Origin of the sequence: Bosea sp. BIWAKO-01, assembly GCF_001748145.1 — a bacterium.
Lineage (GTDB): Bacteria > Pseudomonadota > Alphaproteobacteria > Rhizobiales > Beijerinckiaceae > Allobosea.
In genome coordinates, this window is sequence record NZ_BCQA01000001.1 from 6,718,662 (window position 1) to 6,737,022 (window position 18,361).

15 protein-coding genes are annotated in these 18,361 nt (G+C 63.6%); 10 read left to right on the top strand and 5 right to left on the bottom strand.

Translation table 11 applies throughout. From position 1 onward, the window contains the following. Positions 1 to 137 precede the first annotated feature (137 nt). The 5 genes from BIWAKO_RS31200 (at position 138) to BIWAKO_RS31220 (ending at position 7,451) form a co-directional block, all read left to right on the top strand. Positions 138 to 1,823 (top strand): peptide ABC transporter substrate-binding protein, encoded by a 1,686-nt coding sequence (locus tag BIWAKO_RS31200; protein WP_069881942.1) that lies wholly within the window; start codon positions 138 to 140, stop codon positions 1,821 to 1,823. A 70-nt stretch (positions 1,824 to 1,893) separates the two neighbouring features. Continuing rightward, positions 1,894 to 2,847, top strand: a complete 954-nt coding sequence (locus tag BIWAKO_RS31205; protein WP_069881943.1) for an ABC transporter permease — start codon at positions 1,894 to 1,896, stop codon at positions 2,845 to 2,847. 37 nt (positions 2,848 to 2,884) lie between these two features. Continuing rightward, entirely contained in the window at positions 2,885 to 3,760 is an 876-nt protein-coding gene (locus tag BIWAKO_RS31210) for an ABC transporter permease (protein ID WP_069881944.1), read from the top strand. A gap of 758 nt (positions 3,761 to 4,518) precedes the next feature. Next, entirely contained in the window at positions 4,519 to 5,973 is a 1,455-nt protein-coding gene (locus BIWAKO_RS31215) for a phosphoribosyltransferase (protein ID WP_141740304.1), read from the top strand. After that, a complete protein-coding gene (locus tag BIWAKO_RS31220) occupies positions 5,862 to 7,451 on the top strand; it encodes an HAD hydrolase family protein (RefSeq protein WP_069881946.1) in 1,590 nt (529 codons plus the stop codon). The genes BIWAKO_RS31215 and BIWAKO_RS31220 overlap by 112 nt, the downstream gene beginning before the upstream one ends. A 269-nt stretch (positions 7,452 to 7,720) precedes the next feature. Here BIWAKO_RS31220 and BIWAKO_RS31225 read toward each other — a convergent pair whose 3' ends face one another. After that, positions 7,721 to 8,638 carry a hypothetical protein gene (locus BIWAKO_RS31225; protein ID WP_069881947.1) on the bottom strand — a complete coding sequence of 306 codons (918 nt, stop codon included), beginning with the start codon at positions 8,636 to 8,638 and terminating at the stop codon, positions 7,721 to 7,723. Between the two features lie 455 nt (positions 8,639 to 9,093). On the opposite strand from BIWAKO_RS31225, the gene BIWAKO_RS31235 reads away from it, so the two are divergent. The 5 genes from BIWAKO_RS31235 (at position 9,094) to BIWAKO_RS31255 (ending at position 13,821) form a co-directional block, all read left to right on the top strand. Next, positions 9,094 to 10,356, top strand: a complete 1,263-nt coding sequence (locus BIWAKO_RS31235) for an ABC transporter substrate-binding protein (protein ID WP_244523602.1) — start codon at positions 9,094 to 9,096, stop codon at positions 10,354 to 10,356. Between the two features lie 70 nt (positions 10,357 to 10,426). Beyond that, complete coding sequence (locus tag BIWAKO_RS31240) at positions 10,427 to 11,395, top strand: YVTN family beta-propeller repeat protein (protein WP_069881949.1); 969 nt, start codon at positions 10,427 to 10,429, stop codon at positions 11,393 to 11,395. A gap of 142 nt (positions 11,396 to 11,537) precedes the next feature. Next, positions 11,538 to 12,290: an ABC transporter ATP-binding protein gene (locus tag BIWAKO_RS31245; RefSeq protein ID WP_069882974.1), complete on the top strand. Its 753-nt coding sequence runs from the start codon at positions 11,538 to 11,540 to the stop codon at positions 12,288 to 12,290. Then, positions 12,287 to 13,159, top strand: coding sequence for an ABC transporter permease (locus tag BIWAKO_RS31250; protein ID WP_069881950.1), 873 nt, complete (start codon positions 12,287 to 12,289; stop codon positions 13,157 to 13,159). Before BIWAKO_RS31245 ends, BIWAKO_RS31250 begins: the two co-directional genes overlap by 4 nt. Then, positions 13,156 to 13,821 carry a hypothetical protein gene (locus tag BIWAKO_RS31255; protein ID WP_141740305.1) on the top strand — a complete coding sequence of 222 codons (666 nt, stop codon included), beginning with the start codon at positions 13,156 to 13,158 and terminating at the stop codon, positions 13,819 to 13,821. Before BIWAKO_RS31250 ends, BIWAKO_RS31255 begins: the two co-directional genes overlap by 4 nt. 58 nt (positions 13,822 to 13,879) lie before the next feature. Here the strand turns inward: BIWAKO_RS31255 and BIWAKO_RS31260 are convergent, their stop codons facing one another. The 4 genes from BIWAKO_RS31260 to BIWAKO_RS31275 all read right to left on the bottom strand — a co-directional run bounded on the left by BIWAKO_RS31260 (position 13,880) and on the right by BIWAKO_RS31275 (position 17,812). Further along, positions 13,880 to 14,428, bottom strand: coding sequence for a PQQ-dependent catabolism-associated CXXCW motif protein (locus tag BIWAKO_RS31260; protein ID WP_074471643.1), 549 nt, complete (start codon positions 14,426 to 14,428; stop codon positions 13,880 to 13,882). Positions 14,429 to 14,430: 2 nt separating this feature from the next. Continuing rightward, positions 14,431 to 15,240, bottom strand: coding sequence for a substrate-binding domain-containing protein (locus tag BIWAKO_RS31265; RefSeq protein ID WP_371332238.1), 810 nt, complete (start codon positions 15,238 to 15,240; stop codon positions 14,431 to 14,433). 112 nt (positions 15,241 to 15,352) lie between these two features. Next, entirely contained in the window at positions 15,353 to 15,877 is a 525-nt protein-coding gene (locus BIWAKO_RS31270; protein ID WP_371332131.1) for a c-type cytochrome, methanol metabolism-related, read from the bottom strand. Positions 15,878 to 15,991: 114 nt separating this feature from the next. Continuing rightward, positions 15,992 to 17,812 carry a methanol/ethanol family PQQ-dependent dehydrogenase gene (locus BIWAKO_RS31275; RefSeq protein WP_069881952.1) on the bottom strand — a complete coding sequence of 607 codons (1,821 nt, stop codon included), beginning with the start codon at positions 17,810 to 17,812 and terminating at the stop codon, positions 15,992 to 15,994. Positions 17,813 to 18,361 lie beyond the last annotated feature (549 nt).

The window sequence follows — 18,361 nt, forward strand, 5'->3', positions numbered from 1 at the left end:
CGCCCGATATCATATGATGAAGATTTTTAGCCGAATGACGCCCATTTTGAAGATGGGTCGCCGCTTGTGTTCATTATTATGATGAAGCCTTTCAGCGCATTCGCTGAAAGCGGTTGCCTTGGGAGAGGGGAAGCACGATGCGAGACAGTCACGATCCACGGCGGTTTTCGAACTGGAACCTGAATCGGCGCGATCTCTTCGGCCTCGGCGCCGGCGCGCTTGCCGCGACCTACGGCCTTGCCGCACAGGCCCAGACGGCAGCCAAGCCCACGGCCCCGCCGCCGGCCAAGCCGACCGGCGTCGTCGTGGTCGGGCTCTCGCAGGAACCGGTTTCCTTCAACCCGCTGATGCCGGGCGTCGAGGTCGACGAAGTCGTCTGGACCAGCGTCTTCAACTCGCTCTGGGTCGCCGAGCCCGATGGCACGCTTCGCCCGGATCTCGCACTCGCAGTGCCGAGCGAGGCGAATGGCGGCATCTCGGACGGCGGCCTCGCCTGGAGCGTGAAGCTCCGCGACAACGTGAAATGGCATGACGGAACGGCCTTCACCGCCGAGGACGTCAAATACTCGCTGGAACTGATCAACACCGCCGGCTTCAAGGCGCGCACGCGCGTCGGCCATGCCTTCGTCAGGGATATCTTGGTCAAGGGCCCGCACGAGATCTCGTGGCGGATGGAGAAGGCCTACGCCCCCTATCTCGCGATGCTGGCGAACACGCATATCGTTCCCAAGCACATCCTGGGCAAGGCGGCGGACCCGAATACCGCGCCGTTCAACAATGCGCCCGTCGGCACCGGCCCATTCCGCTGGGGCACGCGGCAGCCCGGCGACAACATCACGCTCGTCGCCAATGAAAGCTATCACGGCGACGGCCCCTATCTCGAGAAGGCGGTTCTCAAATACATCCCGGACCTGACGGCGCTCTATGCCCAGTTCCGCACCGGCCAGGTCGACCTGGTCATCATCTCGGGCATTCCCGCGAATTTCTACCAGGAGGCGATCAAGCTTCCCGGCCGCAAGGTCGCGGTCGCGCCGAGCGGCAATCTCGAGATCATCATGCCGAATCTCGGCAACAAGGCTTTCGCCGAGAAGGCCGTGCGGCACGCGCTCTATGCGGCGATGGACAAGCAGGCGATCATCGACGCGATCTATTACGGCGTGCCGAAGCCGACGGAATCCTTCGCGCCGCGCGAATCCTGGGCATTCAACCCGGCCCTCCCCGTCCAGCAGCGCGATCTTGCCCGGGCCAACAAACTGCTCGACGACGCAGGCTGGAAGCGCTCCGGCTCGGGCACGCGCATGAAGAACGGGGTGCCGCTCGAATTCGCGGTCTCGACGACGACCGGCAACCAGCTGCGCGAGCAATGCCAGCAGCTGATCCAGCAGGATTGGCAGCAGGTCGGCGCGAAGATGACGATCAACAACATGCCGGCAGCGGTGATCTGGGGCGAGTTCTACGTGCGCTCCAAATTCGAGTCGCTGCTGGTCGGCACGACCTTCCGCACCGGCGTCGACCCCGACCCGGCCTCGCGCTTCGCCTCCGACGCCATTCCGGTCAAGGGTGGCAGCGGCGGCAACTACATGCAGTGGGAAAATGCCGAGGCCGATGCGCTGATGAAGGAAGGCCAGGAAACCTTCGATCAGGAGAAACGCAAGGCGATCTATTTCAGGCTGCAGGAGATCGTCCGCGAGGAGCTGCCGATCCTGCCGATCTTCCAATACGCGCCGATCGAGGGCGTGAAGGAAGGACTGATCGGCTATCGCCCCAATATCAACCAGCGCCAGAACGCCTGGAACATGGGCAGCTGGTACTGGGCCAAGTGATTGGCACCGGGCGAAGTGATTGAAACGGGCCAAGTGACATGAAGCGCGGAGCGGCCGGGAGAACGGCGCGATGATCGGATTCCTCCTGCGCCGCCTCGGCCAGGCGCTGCTGTTGCTGCTCATCGTCTCGGTGATCGGCTTCGCCATCCTGCACCTGGCGCCAGGCGGGCCGCTCTCGCAATTCGCCGCCGGTGGCGACATGACCCAGGCCGATCTCGACCGCATCGCGGAGCAGCTCGGCCTGAACCGGCCGCTGCCCGTGCAATATGCGGAATGGCTCTGGCGCATGCTGAGCGGCGACTGGGGCCGCTCCTATCGCGACCAGCAGCCGGTGCTGCACATCATCGCCTCCCATATCGGCGCGACGCTGGAGCTGATGCTGACCTCGACGCTGCTCGCCATGCTGCTCGGCGCCTGGGTCGGCATCCTCGGCGCCATCAAGCGCTATTCGATCTTCGACTCGCTGGCGACGATCGGCGCGATGATCGCGCTCTCGATCCCGACCTTCTGGTTCGGGCTCGTCATCATCTATGTCTTCTCCGTCGGCCTCGGCTGGCTGCCCGCCGGCAACCGCTACACGGTCGGCGACGGCTCCTTCCTGAACCAGCTGCACCACCTGATCGGGCCCTGCATCGTGCTGGCTCTGGTCTCGACCGCGGTCTGGAGCCGCTACATGCGCTCCTCGATGCTCGACGTGATCAACCAGGATTACGTGCGCACCGCCCGCGCCAAGGGCGTGCCGGAGCGGAGCATCCTGCTGCGGCATGTACTGCGCAACGCGCTGCTGCCGATGATCACCATCACCGGCCTGCATGTGCCGACGCTGCTGTCGGGCGCGCTGGTGACCGAGACGGTGTTCACCTGGCCCGGCATGGGCCGGCTCTTCCTCGATTCGATCAGCTATCGCGACTATCCCGTGGTGATGGGCATCCTGATGTTCTCCGCCATGCTGGTGCTGCTCGGCAGCCTGATCGCCGACCTGCTCTACGGCGTCGCCGATCCGCGCATCGCCGGAAGCCACTGATGAGCCGGATGTCACCGATGAGCGAGAGGCGCCCTTCATGAGCATGGCCGAACCGATGCTTGCGCCCGCGCCGGGCTTCTGGAACAGCCCGGGCATGCGGCGCTTCCGGCGCCACAGGCTCGCGGTCTTCGGGGCTGCGAGCATCACCCTGCTCACGCTCGCCTGCATCGTCGGGCCGTGGCTGCTGCCCTATACCGACACTTTCATCGACATCCGCTCCCGCTTCGCGGCGCCCTTCTCAGGCCCGCACGTGCTCGGCACCGACCCACTCGGGCGCGACATCCTCGCTCGGCTCCTGATGGCGGGCCGGATCTCGCTCGCCATCGGCTTCTCCGCCATGGCGATCGCCATGGCGATCGGCGTCGTGGTCGGGTTGGTCGCGGGCTTCTACGAAGGGGCTTTGGGCGCCGCCCTGATGCGCTTCGTCGATGCGATGCTGTGTTTTCCCTCGATCTTCCTGCTGCTGGCGGTCTCGGCGCTGATCCAGCCCTCCGTGCCCTCGATCGTGCTGCTGATCGCGATGACCTCCTGGATGGAGGTCGCCCGTGTCGTCGAGGCGCAGATCCGCTCGCTCAAGACCAGGGAATTCGTGCAGGCCTCGATCTCCTTCGGGGCCAGCAGCAAGCGCACCATGTTCCGCGTCCTGCTGCCCAATGCGGTCGCGCCGATCGTGGTCGCAGCCACGCTCAATGTCGCGCATGCGATCCTGGCGGAAAGCTACATCTCGTTCCTTGGCTTCGGCATCCAGCCGCCGACGCCGAGCTGGGGCAATATGCTCGAAAGCGCCCAGAGCTACCTGACCAGCGCACCCTGGCTGGCGATCATCCCCGGCGCCGCGATCACGCTTGCGGTCACCTCCTTCAACTTCATTGGAGATGGACTTCGCGACGCGCTCGATGCGCGGCAGGATTGAGCAGTTGTGGGGAGCAGAGCCCCGTTCGACTGACCAGCGCTTGGCACTTGGCACTCGAGCCTGCGCTCCGCGAACGCCTCCGGTTCTCGCGGCTCGGTCGCACTCGGCGCAATCGACACCGCAGTCTTGCCCATGCCTCCTCTTACAATTCTCGAAATGTTCGTGTGTATTTCGCGATCACCTCTCCAGATCAATCAACTTCATCTCACAATTTCCGCTTGGAAAGGCAAATAACTGAAAATCGTCGGAGAAACCAAGGCTCTCGCACGCCAAAATTGGCCGGCCTGAACATAAGTATCTAACCGGTTTCACTCAATCAAGTTCCCGTGATTTCATTCGAACGAATGATGATGCAAAGTCATTTACTCCGCTATCGTGTTTTCTCCACGGTATATGGGCTGTAGAGACGGTGGCGTCATGATGCGCACCCCGCACGATGGTGTTTGCGCAGTGTCCTCGGGCGCGCGCCTCGAAGCCCGAACGGACCGATCACCCATCCCAACTTAGGTGCCTCGCGATGGGAACTCCACCGCACCCGAATGGTCCATCAGCGTGGGCCCGTGGAAACAGAGCCGAGCGTCCATACCCGCCTCCCCCTCTGATCAAACCTCGTACGCCTGGAGGACAAGAGCCGCTTCACCAGCGGCTACGACAGGATTGCTGACGCCGTGCGGCGAGATATCCGGACTGGGGCTGGGAGGCGAAAGAAGCAACGTCATGACGCCCCCTTTTCACTGCCAACCGACATGGGTCCCGACATGAACACAGTACATGTCAGAAGATCGACGCCTGATTATCGGGAACAATCAACAGAAACACATTCATTTGCAACCGAATTAGAGTTTTACGACACCTATACCTGGTGCCTCAATGCCTATCCTGACGTGAAGGACACGATTCAATATCTCGGGTCCGAGATCGAGAAACTCCGACTCGATCTGAATGATTGGCAGACCCACGAAGTCGCGACCAACATATTCCTCCTGTCCTGCGGACTGCTGCATGCCGTCGAAGAGTATTTGCGCGGGCCGTCCGTGAGGATACCGGGACGCCTGATGACGCGCCTTGGGCCTGGCGCCATGTGGGCCATGGATGGCGCCACGCGCGTCGTGGAAAGAGCGGCGAATATCCGCTCGGGCCGCAATCAGGCCAGCCTGCGCGATTGGCAGGAGCGTTGGCAGGCCAGCCTCGGCGATTTCCTCGCAATCCTTGTCAAGGGGCAACCATTGGCGCCTGCCTCGTTCGCCGGATCGGCCGCCTGCTTGACCGAATTGCTGGTATCGCCCCCGCTGCCGGCCGATCTGCAAGCCAAACAGGTTGCCGCCTCCACCCTGTTCCGAAGGCTCGATACGACGCATTACGATATCATGGCACTCGGTCAGCGCTTCGCGGACCGCTGTCCGGATCGTTCCCAAGCCATCCTGATCGTGGGGTTGCGCACCTCGGGGTCCTATTTCGCCCCTCTGCTGCAGGCCTGTCTCAAGGCCGAGGGCTACCAGGAGGTGGTGTCGCTGACGATCCACCCGGGCAAGGGTCCCGGTCGCTGGGAGCGTCAACAGCTGCACCATTGTGCCCGGCAGGGGTTTACGGCCCTCGTCGTGGACGACTCGCCCTACACCGCCGGCACGATCGTCCTGGCTCTTGATATCGTTCGTCGGGCTGGCTTTTCCCTCGACAAGCTGAAAGCCCTCGTCCCGTATCATCCGGCAAGAAGAGACTGCCTGAAGGTACTATCCGACCAGATCGTCATCTCCATCGAGCCCGAGCAATGGCACAAGTATCGCCTGCTCGACCCGAAATTGGCCGAGCAACGGCTGGCTGAGTACTTCCAGGCCCCTGATGTCCTCAGTGTGCGCCTGGTCGCCAGCAAGGCGGCCGAGGACTTCAATGCAGGCTTGCAGAATCTATCGTCAGGCGATCGCGGCGCGCGGCTCAAGGGGGCTACGAAGTTCGCCTCGAGAGACGACGGGGAAAGGAGACCCGGTACGTCCTCGCCAAGAGCGTCGGCTGGGGGTGGCTCGGCTATCATGCCTTTCTCGCCGGTCACCGGCTCTCCGGGTTCGTCCCGCCCATCCTCGGACTACGCGATGGGATCGTTTACATGGAGTGGTATCCTCAGCTGTCGCTTGCCCAGCAGGAGGATGGCGCGCGGCAGGAACTCATCGACATATCGGCTTCCTATGTCGCCGCGAGAGCCCGCAGCCTTGCCCTGAACCGCCTCCCGGAATCGGGCAAGAGCATCAAGCGGCACGAAGAGGGCCTTCAGCTGCTGCGCAAGACGCTCGGCAGGGCTTATCCGTGGTTCCTGGGACACACGCTGATGCGCCGCCGCCTCGAGCGGCAACTCTCCCGGCAACGCAGCCCGCTGCCCACGCTCATCGATGGGAAAATGGGACGTGCCGAGTGGATCATGGGGCCGCACGGGCCGCTCAAGACAGACTATGAGCACCACGGCATGGGCAAGTCCGAGTTGAACACGACGGACCCGGCTTATGATCTAGCGGAGACGATCCTGACCTTGGCGCTCTCGCCGGAGGAGGAGCACAGGCTCATCCGGCGCTATGTCGAGATGACCGGGGACGATGAACTGGAGCAGCGGCTGTTCATCAACAAGTTGCTCGCGGGTCTCTGGACAATGTCCTCGGCCCAGGAACATCTCTTCTGCAAGTCACAGCCTGCCGACCGACAGCAGCAACTCCACCAGCAATTCCTGAGCGCCTGGAACTTTCTGACGGAGCAGACGGCGCTTTTCTGCGGCGCTCTTTGTCGATCGTCGCCGGATGTGCAGTGGCGTTCGCCGCTTGTCTCCCTGGATATCGACGGTGTCCTGGATCACCGCCGTTTCGGGTTCCCGTCGACCACGGCTGACGGGATCGAGGCCGTCTCGCTTTTGGGGGCCCACGGATTCTGCGTGGCGCTGAACACGGCCCGCTCCGTCGCAGAGGTCAAGGCCTATTGTCAGGCTTACGGCTTCGCCGGAGGTGTGGCCGAGTATGGCAGCTATCTATGGGATGCGGTGGCCCAGCGCGGGCAAGTCCTCATCGGCGAGGAGGCCAGGCGTCAATTGGCAGAACTGCGCGCGCGCCTGCGCACCATTCCCGGCGTGTTCCTCGACGACCGACATCAGTACTCCATCCGGGCCTTCACCTATCAGGCCATGCCGCGCGCCATGCTCTCCGTCCTGGTGAACGCGCTTCGTGGGTTCGGCATCGGGCCCGGCCCCCCCACCCCCCTGCCCCCGCTTGCCATCGATCATCTGATGACCGAACTGGGGCTGGACCAGCTTTCGGTCCACAAGACCATGAACGACACGACGATCGTGGCAAAGGAGACCGATAAGGGCGTCGGCCTGACGGCACTGCGAGATTGGGTCTTGAGCCCTGATGCTGAAACAATCGCCATTGGCGATTCGGAAGCCGATCTCCCAATGTTTCGTGTCGCCGATCGCTGTTTCGCGCCGGCCCAGATCGATTGCGCGCTCCAGGCTCGGCTTCTCGGCTGCCAGATCGCCCCGCATTCCGACCAGAGAGGCCTTCTGGATATCGCTCGCCTGCTCGCCCACCCGGATGGCAGCCGCTGCAGCCACTGCTCGAATCTCCGGGAGCCGTGGCCCAGGGACGATCTGTTTCTGGAGACCCTGAAGGCGGCGGACCGGCCCCCCTGGGCAACTCTGATGAGGGCCCTTTGGTGAGACCCCGCTGAATCTGCAGCCTTTGAGATGCTGGCCCGCTCCTTTGGCGGCAGGACCGCGAGCGATACCGATGATCTTGTCGTGCCTGTGAACTCCCCCCGCTCACGGGTGACGCCAGCGAGCGGCGCAGGTCGCGTCTCGGCTGCGTCCACGACTGGCGATCATCCCCGACGCCGCGATCACGCTCGCGGCGACCTCCGTCAACGTCATTGGAGATGGACTTCGCGACGCTCTCGATGCCCGGCAGGATCGGAAGCCCGGCCCAGTTTTCAGAACCTCAGGCTGAGCCCGACGACCGGGCCATGCATCAACATATCGAAAGCATAACGCCGACGTCCGTCTCCCTGGGCGTAGTCGGCGTAGAGCGCCCGGTAACCGAGGATGCCGGAATAGGTGATGCCGTTCTTCTCCGCGAAATCGAAGCTGTAGCCTGCAATGCCCTGCCACGAGAATTTGCTGCCGCCACCACCGAGGTCGCCGCGCAGGAAGATTTCCTGGCCGGGCGCGACGCCGATCCGCATGCGCGCACCCGCAAATCCGTCGACCCAGTCCACCGAGCCGGAGCGGGCGATCGCGACATTGCGCCCGAAGCTGAGATCGCCGACATCGACGGTCGCGCCCGCATCGAAGGAAAGCTCGCCGCGCTGATACCAGTAGCGCGCACCCGCCAGGACGTCGAAGGCGACCGATCCGTAGCGCGCCAACTCGTAAGAGGCCCCCGCTTCGATGATGGCCATCGAGGTCTTGGCATCGCCGGACGCGCCGACCGCGCCCACGATATCGGGCGTAACGTTCCGCGTCCTGATGCCACCGCGATCGACGCTGACATTGAGACCGGCGAAATTGCCGAGGAGGGAGAACCGGCCGTTGCGGGCCTCGATATCCGCCATCAGGGCAAACAGCGTGCCCCCGTCTCCGAGCGTAGCATCGACGATATCGATGAAGCTCGCATCGACCTTCGCGGTTCGCCCCTTCACGGTCTGGTTTCCGTTGAGCGAAATGAGCCAGCCATAAGGCGTGAACCGGTAGGTCCATGCCGAAGTCATCACGGGCGGCACGGGCGTAGGCGGGGGTGGCAGATCGGCGGCCTGCGCCACGACGCTGCCGAGCCCGAGCATCATCGACAAGGTGAAGCCGCAAGCCCTCGCGTGGCTGAGTGTCATCGCAATCCCCTTTTTGCGATTCATGCTGCGAAATCCACACTCAGCATCCGCCGAAGACTGATCCCGCTCAATGAGCAACTTGCTTGCCACCGCAAAGCAGCGATGGGTGTGACATATTTACTTATCCCACCCGCCCAAATTCGAAGTCACGATCATCAGCTTGCCGACATGGACCTCGCGTTGCTGCCCTTCACGGTCCGCGACAAGAATGACCCATCGGATTCGCGTCGCGTTTCGTGAGAAAGTCCCCATAGCCTCGCCCTCGTTCGGCTTTCCCGCGAACAGGATCGAATCGAATACTGTCACCGGCACAGCGGAGCCTGGCCGCAACCTCCGACATGTGTCCCGCGACCGAACGGCAGGGCATCGGTCTGCCAGCCGTGCCCCGGTTGACGTCGATTGCGCCTGGGCGCAGCTTTGCAGGGAATGGGCGACGCGCACGGCTGTAACCGGCCTTCGCCCGTCGGGGAGTGCCGCGCATGGAGGATTGCGAGGCCCATCGCCATGACCTTCGACTGAAGGCCGGGATGCTGCGCCTTGCGGCCATCTTTCTGGTCTTCGGCGTGATGCTGCTCGCCGGTGAACCGATCAAGGCGCTTGCGCAATCGGCGCCGCCGACGGAGGCCAGGACGATCGGCGTCCTGTTCATCCGGGAGATCCAGGACCGCCCTCTCCCGCTGTCGCTGCTCGACATTCCGCCGCCCGACGACGGTATCGCCGGCGCGCGGCTCGCCCTCGCCGACAACAACAATACGGGGCGTTTTCTCGGCCAGGAGTTTCGGCTCGACGTCATCGAGAGCGCCAAGGCCGATGAACTGCTTGCCGAAGCCGAAAGCCGCGTCGCCACCGGGCAGCATTTTCTCGTTCTCGACGTTCGGCCCCAAACCGTTCTCAGGCTCGCCGACGCGCTGAAGGGAAAGGATGTACTGCTGTTCAACGCCGGCGCGCCGGACGAAAACCTGCGCGAGGAGGATTGCCGCGCCAATGTCCTGCATACGAGCCCGTCGCGCGCGATGCTCGCCGATGCGCTGGCTCAATATCTCGTCTGGAAACAGTGGCGGCGCTGGTTCCTGGTTCGCGGAACGCAGCCGGAAGACCAGGCCTTCGCCGAGGCCGTGCGACGGGCGGCAAAGCGCTTCGGCGGCCGCATTGTCGAGGAGCGGGCTTTCTCCGACGAAGGCGGCTCGCGGCGCGCTGACGGCGGTCACGAGCAGATCCAGCTGCAGATCCCGGTCTTCACGCAGAATGCGGCGGCACATGACGTCGTGGTCCTGGCCGACGAGGCCGGGCTGTTCGGCGAGTACTTCCCGTTTCGGACCTGGGAGGCGCGACCGGTGGTGGGGACACAGGGGCTGACGGCGACAAGCTGGCATCCCGCGCTCGAACAATGGGGAGCGACCCAGTTCCAGAACCGCTTCAGGCGATCGGCGAACCGGACGATGCGGCCGCTCGACTACGATGCCTGGCTCGCGGTCCGCAGCATTGGCGAGGCGGCAGCGCGCCGTCGCTCGACCGCATTTGCCGAGATCGCGGCCTATCTGCGCTCCGCAGAGTTCGATGTGGCAGGGTTCAAGGGCCAGAAACTGACATTCAGGGACTGGAACGGTCAGCTGCGCGAACCGATCCTGATCGCGACGCCGAAGATCCCGGTCTCGGTTTCGCCGCAGCCGGGCTTCCTGCACCAGTTCTCGACGCTGGATACGCTCGGGCTCGACCGACCGGAAACGAAATGCAGATTGTAGGAGCGTAAAGTCAGAGCCTGAAGCCAACCGCGTCCTGGTTTTTCGACATCATCATCGGAAACGGAACACCATGCGGCTCTCATCATGTCTTTCGGCGGGCGCGCTTTTACTGCTCGCATCCACAGCCAATGCCTACACGGTGTTTGTCTCCAATGAAAAGGACAACACCGTCAGCGTCATCGACAGCACGACGCTGGAAGTGACCAAGACCATCAAGGTCGGTCAACGTCCGCGCGGGATCGTGCTCGCCCGGAACGGCGAGTGGCTGCTGATCTGCGCGAGCGACGACAATGTCGTGCAGGTATTCGACACCAAGACCCTGGAATTCGTCAAGAATCTGCCATCGGGCCCGGACCCGGAACTCTTCACCCTGCATCCGAAGGGCAACCCGCTCTATGTCGCCAACGAGGACGACAACATCGTCACCGTCGTCGATATCGAAAAAGGCTCGGTCCTCTCGGAAATCCCCGTCGGCGTCGAGCCCGAGGGCATGGGCATCAGCCCTGACGGGACCATTCTCGTCAACACCTCCGAAACGACGAACATGGCGCATTTCATCGACACGCAGAGCAACAAGACGGTCGATCATGTCCTGGTCGACGCCCGTCCGCGCTATGCGCAGTTCACGCCGGATGGATCGCAGGTCTGGGTCAGCTCCGAGATCGGCGGCACCGTCAGCGTCATCGACGTCAAGACGCGCAAAGCCATCGGCAAGGTGTCGTTCCAGATCAACGGCGTCAACGCCGACGCCATCCAGCCCGTGGGGGTGCGGATCACCAGGGATGGCAAGACGGCCTTCGTCGCGCTCGGGCCAGCCAACCGCGTCGCCGTCATCGATACCGCCACCCTGAAAGTGGAGCGCTATCTCCTGGTCGGGCAGCGTGTCTGGCAGCTCGCCTTCACGCCCGACGAGAAGCTGCTCTTCACGACGAACGGAACATCGAACGATGTCTCGATCATCGATGTCGAGAAGCTGCGCGTCACCAAGTCGGTCAAGGTCGGGCGCTATCCCTGGGGCGTCGCCATCGCCCCATTCTGATCACCCCGCGTATCGGCACGCAGAAGGCCAGCAGCTTCATCCGGAGGAGAGACATGAGGGTCCCCATCCTTGCTCCATCACTGCCGAACGCGGCGCGGTTCATCGTCAGGTGAACGCGGAGTTCGACACTCGGCGGGCCGGCATGGCGCTCTCGGTCGCCGGGGTGAGCCATGCCTTCGGCGACAGGCACGCGCTCGTCGATGTGTCGCTGGAGGTTCCGGCCGGCTCGTTCACGGTGCTGCTGGGTCTCAACGGCGCGGGCAAGTCGACGCTTTTTGCGCTGATCACCCGGCTCTATGACAATGTGAGCGGTGAAATCCGTGTCTTCGGCGATGATGTGCGCCGCGCCCCGTCGGCAGCGTTGCGGCAGATCGGCGTGGTGTTCCAGAGCCGCACGCTCGACGCCGATCTGAGCCTGCTGCAGAACCTCGCCTATCATGCGGCGCTGCATGGCTTCGCTCGCGCCGCGGCGCGGGCGCGTGCCATGGAACTGCTCGAGATCATCGGGCTCGCCGACAAGGCACGCGACAAGGTGCGCGCGCTGTCGGGCGGACAGGCGCGCCGTGTCGAGATCGCACGTGCCCTGCTGCACGACCCGCGCTGCCTTCTGCTCGACGAAGCCACCGTCGGCCTCGATATCGGCGCGCGCGACGGCATCATTGCCCTGGTGCGCGAGCTCGTCGCCCGCCAGGGGCTCGGTGTCCTGTGGGCGACGCATCTGATCGACGAGGTCGCGCCGAGCGACCGCATCGTCATTCTGCACAAGGGCCGGGTGCTGTTTGCCGGCGATCACGACAGCCTGCTCGCCATGACGGGCAGCGCAACGATACGCGAGGCGTTCACGACGATGACGGGCTCAGCGACGGCCAATCCTGCCGGCACGGTGGCGGCATGAAGACCATCCCGCTCGATCATGCGCCACCGACACTGGCGGACGCGCCGGAGCGGTCGGGCTTCTCCGGTTATCTCGCCTGCTTCAACGGCATCGTCTGGCGCGAGATGCTGCGCTTCATCCATCAGCGCGAACGCTTCCTCTCCGCGCTGGTGCGGCCGCTCGTCTGGCTCTTCATCTTCGCCGCCGGCTTTCGCCAGGTTCTCGGCGTCTCGATCATCCCGCCCTATGAAACCTATGTCCTCTACGAGGTCTTCGTGACGCCGGGCCTGATCGGCATGATCCTGCTCTTCAACGCCATGCAGTCCTCGCTCTCGATGGTCTATGACCGCGAAACCGGCACGATGCGAACCTTGCTCGTCAGCCCGTTTCCGCGCTGGTTCCTGCTGACATCGAAGCTGATCGGCGGCGGCACGGTGGCGCTGCTGCAGGTCTATGTCTTTCTGCTGATCGCCTATTTCTGGGAGATCGAGCCGCCCCTGCTCGGCTATCTGACAGTGCTGCCGGCCCTGTTCCTGGCGAGCCTGATGCTCGGCGCGCTCGCCTTGTTCATGTCGTCGATCATCAAGCAGCTGGAGAACTTCGCCGGGGTCATGAACTTCGTGATCTTCCCGATGTTCTTTGCCTCGTCCGCACTCTATCCGCTGTGGCGCATCCGGGAATCGAGCCCGCTGCTCTATGAGATCTGCCGCTTCAATCCCTTCACCCATGCGGTCGAACTGATCCGCTTCGCCCTCTATGCGCAGATTGATCCTGGCTCGCTTGCGGCGGTGCTGGGTTATACCGCTGTCTTTCTCGCTGCCGCCATTTACGCCTATAATCCATCGAAGGGTTTGCTGGGTCGGCGTGGCGCTCCCGGAGGCACGGCATGACGTTCCCGAGAGGTCTTGTCCCGAGCCAACGCCTGATCCGCACGTGTCTCCGGATCGCCCGCGGCGCGGCCCTGTTCGCGGGCATGTTCGCAGCCTTGCCGGCGCGCCCGGACGAACCGGAATGGCCCTGCGTACAGCGCAGGGTCGCGACGCTCACCGCGGCGCAAATGTGGGATGGCCCCGATGTCGAGGCGCTCACCGGCTGGCAGGACGACGCGGAAATGGAGCGCCTGATCAAGGCACTTGTCAGCCGCGCCAACCCGATGGAGCAAGCAAGCGAGAGCCTGGCGCAATGGGCCAAGGCCCAGCCGGACTTAAGCCGGGACGAGAAGCTGAAATTGCTGTTTGCCGGCGTGCTGAAGACCATCAATGACGACCGCGCCGTCGTGCTCGCAGGAATCGGTCGATTTCAGCATCGGCAAAGGCAGCTCGCCGAGCGGATCCAGGAGCAGGGAGCGGCGCTGGGTGCGCTGCGCGCCAAGGCGGCGCTGGACGAGAAGGCCAAGGCGGAGCTCACCGTGGCGGAGGACAGGTACAAGTGGGATACGCGGTTCTTCGCCGAGAGGCAGGATTCTCTGCCCCTCGCCTGCGAGATACCGGTGCAGATCGAGCAGCGCGCCTTCGATCTCGCCCGCGAAATCCGGGCGCTGATGAAGGATTGACGCCGCTACGCCGCGGCCACGGCCCTTCGGTGCTGGGCGCTTCGGTCCGGCGCGGCTCTCATAGACCTGGCGGAATCTCGACGAGCGGAAGCAACGCCTCGCCCCAGCCATCCGTGCCGTCGGGAAACCAGATGACGTTGCTGTAGCCCCAAGAGACGGCGCGCTTGGCTGCGTTCCAGGACATCCAGCAATCCTTCAGGCAGAAGAAGACCAGCGTTTTCGCCTTGTCGCCGCCGCTGAGCGTCGCGAGTTGCGCCTGGAAGGCCTGCAGCAACGGTTCGGGGATGACGCCATAGCCGGTATTGGCCAGCCAGACCGCGCCGGGAATGCTGCGATGCGGCGCCTCGCGCCAGACCATGTTCGCCGGCAGGTTGTCGGGTTTCACGGGGCGTGGCAGGACATCGATGAAGACGGCTGATTTCCCGCGCCACAGCAGCTCGGCGGCTAGTGTGTCGATGACGCGGGCACCCTGGAGCGTCGCGGGAACCGGCGCGCGATAATTCTCGGTACGATAGCCTGCGGGTTCGTCGGCGCCGGCCAGCGCCAGGCCGCCGGCCGCGGACCCCGCCGTTAGCCAGAGTGCCAACAGGGCACCGCCGCGCCACATGGTCAGCGCCGCGGCGCTGTGATCGGCACCGTGTCCTCGTCCAGCAGCGGCACGCCGAAATCCAGCAGGATCGCATCGATATCGCCCTGCCTCCTGGCGATGATCTCGTTCAACTTGCGCTTCCAGTCATCCTCCTGATGACGCACGCCGAAGGTGATCCGATAGGCCATGCGCGGCCCCATCGTTTCCCTTAGCAGCGGCGTCACGGCCAGTTTTTCGCCGCCGCGGCTGGCGAAATAGCCGCCGATCGGCCCCCACAGAATCCCGGCATCGATCTCCCCGGACCGGATATCGGCGATCATCCGCTCCGCGGGAGCGTCGAAGCGCCGGTCGACCGTCAGCGGATAGGGCCTTGCCCTCTGCATCAGCCCAAGCATCGCCATGATGTTCCCGGGCGGCGTGCCGGCGACGATGCCGATGCGCTTGTCCTTCAACCGTTCGTCGGCGAGCGTCGCGACGCCGTCGAGTCCCTGCCCCGGCCGATGAACCAGGGCATAGCTCGAGCGGTAGTAATGGTTGCTGTTGAGGACGAGATCGTCGCCCTGCGCGTAACCGATGATCAGGTCGCAGCGCTTGGCGAACAGCGTCTGGCGCACAAATCCTGTCGCCTGCGGAAACCAAGTATATTCGAGCGGGAGCTTCAAGTCAGCGGCGACGAGTTCCGCGATCTTGTTCTCAAAGCCCTGCCCGGCTTCGTTCGAGAAAGGCAGATTGGCCGGGTCGCTGCAGACGCGGAGGACATCGTGATTGACGAGATCCGCGCGGCCAGTTTCGGCCGCCTTGGCGGCGCTTCCGACGACGAAGAGCAGGATCGCGCAACAGACCAGCCAGCAGAGACCATGCGCGGATGGCCACGCCCGCGCCAGTGGTCGGGTCGTCGCAAGGCCGGACAAGACGCCGCCGCGCAACCGCCCGGACCTCGCTCTAGGAGCCCATGCAGGTCTTTTCATTCTGGATCGCCGCCTCCGGCTTTTCGACGGCGCGTTCCGGACGCGTACCACGCGGCAGCGCGCCATCGGCGCGCGCCTTGAGATAGACGTAGATGTCGTCGAGATAACACATGACATTGGCGTTATCGCCGAGCGCCGGCATGACGCTGGTCTTGTCGGGGCGCGTGATCGTACGCCCACCGGCGACCACTTCCGTGAAGTCGGTATATTTCATGGTCTTCAGGGATCCGACCAGGGCCGGCGCGTAGCTCGAGCCTTCCCCTTCGGGACCATGGCAAACATGGCATTCGGAATGGTAACGCCTGAAGCCGGAATAGGTATACCAGTCGACCTTGCCGTCAGCCGTGATGTTGTAGGTCGGCGTGCCGTCTTCCAGCGTCCATTTTCCGTCCTGTTCGGTCTTTGCCGGCTTGTCCTGCGACGACCCGCCGGTCGTCGACAGCAGCACCGCCAAGAGAGCGAGCCCTGCAAATGCGAAGTCGATGCCGAAATGTTTCACTTTCAGCCTCTCCGGTAGCCGCTGCATCGTCGATTGTCGGCCGTGACAGTCGGGCGGGCATCAAAAAGGCCGGCGCAACCTGTTCAGCCGCGCCGGCCATCCGTCACGCGCCGATCATGGCAGCGTGAAGACCGTCAGAACGCCACCGAGCGCGGTGTAGTCGCGCAGCGCGGCATAGCCGCCGACCGCGCCGAGACCGTCGGTCGGGTTGGTCAGGCCCGCAGCGAGACCGATGCCGGCCCAGCCGCCGATGCCCGACAGCACGGCAACGTGTTGCTTGCCGTTGTGGTTATAGGTCATGACGTTGCCGATGATGCCCGACGGCGTCTTGAACTTGAACAGTTCCTTGCCGTCCTTTTCATCGACCGCCTTCAGATAACCTTCGAGCGTGCCGTAGAAGACCACGCCGCCTCCGGTCGCAAGCGCACCTGACCAGACCGAAAACTGTTCAGGAACCGACCAGACGATCTTGCCTTGGCCTGCGTCCCAGGCGACGAAATTGCCCATGCCGCCATGGCTGCCGGGCGCCGGATACATCGAGAGGGTCGCGCCGACATAAGGCTGGCCGGCCGTGTAGGACACACGGAACGGCTCGTAATCCATGCAGACATGGTTCGTCGGCACGTAGAACAGACCGGTGCGCGGCGAATAGGCGGCCGGCTGCTGATCCTTGGAGCCCAGCGCCGCCGGGCAGACGCCCTTGGTGTTCTTGTCCTGGCCGGTCTGGAATGTCGACATGGCCGGCACGACCTGCGGACGACCATATTGCGGGCTGTTCTTGTCCATCACGACCCCGGTCGTCCAGTTGACCTTCGGGTCGAATTTCTGGGCGACGAGCAATTCACCGGTGACACGATCGAGCGTGTAGCCAAGCCCGTTACGGTCGAAATGAACCAGCGCCTTGCGGGGCTGGCCGCCGACCGGGATATCGGCCAGGATCATCTCGTTGACGCCGTCATAGTCCCACTCGTCGAATGGCGTCATCTGGTAGGCCCATTTCGCGACACCGGTATCGGCATCGCGGGCAAAGATCGACATGGTCCATTTCTGGTCGATCGGCTTGCCGTCGGCGCCAGCCCGCTGCACCGGGTTCCAGGTCGAGGGATTGGCAGTGCCGTAGAAGAACAGGTTGGTTTCCGGATCATAGGAATACCAGCCCCAGGCCGAGCCGCCGCCGATCTTCCACTGATCGCCCGTCCAGGTCTTCAGGGAGGAATCCTTGCCGACCGGCTTGCCGAGCGACGTGGTTTTCTCCGGGTCGATCAGCATCTCGCTGTCGGGACCGAGCGAATAGGCCCGCCAGAGCTGCTTGCCTGTCTTCATGTCGTAGGCGGTGACATGCCCCCGCACGCCGAATTCCGCTCCGGAAATGCCGACGATGACCTTGTCCTTCACCGGCAGGACAGTGGCCGTATTGGTCTCGCCCTTCTTGGGATCGCCGTTGACGACCTTCCAGACTTCCTTGCCGGTCTTGGCGTCGAGCGCCACGACCGTGGTGTCGGCCTGATGCAGGAAGATCATGCCATCCGCATAGGCGACGCCGCGGTACACGGTATCGCAGCACATCACCGGAATGACCGACGGGTCCTGCTTGGGCTCGTATTTCCAGATGATCTTGCCGTCCTGGTTCAGGTCGAGCGCATAGACGATGTTCGGAAACGGCGTGTGGACATACATCGTGTTGCCAATCACCAGCGGCGCGCCTTCATGACCGCGCAGCACGCCGGTCGAGAAGGTCCACGCCACCTTCAGATTCTTGACGTTGTCACGATTGATCTGGTCCAGCTTGGAATAACGGGTATTCGCGTAGTCACCCGTCTGGATCGCCCATTGATTGGGGTCCGATGTCTGCTTGATCACATCGGGATTCGCCAGCGCGAAGACTGGAAAGGCCACGGTCGTCAACAAAACTGCCGATTGGATAAGCTTTCGCATGGCGTCCCTCCGGGCGTTTTTTGTCTGCTTCGATAGCGCTCCACAGCGAATAACGGCCGAACCTCGGAAGCGTCCCAGCGCTGGGGCGTAGGTTCAGGCTACGACTGCATCAACGCCAACCAGGCGCCAGTCGCAGATGCCGATTTCAACCAGCGCAGGTGTAAGCCCTTTTTCGATGCGCGACAAGATGTCACGAATACTCGGCACCCCATATCCCACCGAATTCTTTCCACATCCGCCCCCGACGCGGAATATCTGCAACGATTACTGCAAAGGCGAACGAAATCGCGGACGATGCTGCGTCGCACAATTCTATCGCTCAGCCTGAAACCTTCAAACCAAGCCATTTCCGCGCGCGAAATGGCACAGGCCCATTTCCCATGCTACAAGGAGGGATGGCCGCCGCCCCTCAGCCACCGCGCCCGGATGCCGGTTCATTGCGGCACGTGCCGGACGAGCAGATCTGCGCCAGGCGAGCCCGACCCATCCGGAAGCGGCTCGGGACGATGGTGCTTATGGCGCTTCTGATGTTGGCATCTGCCAGCATGC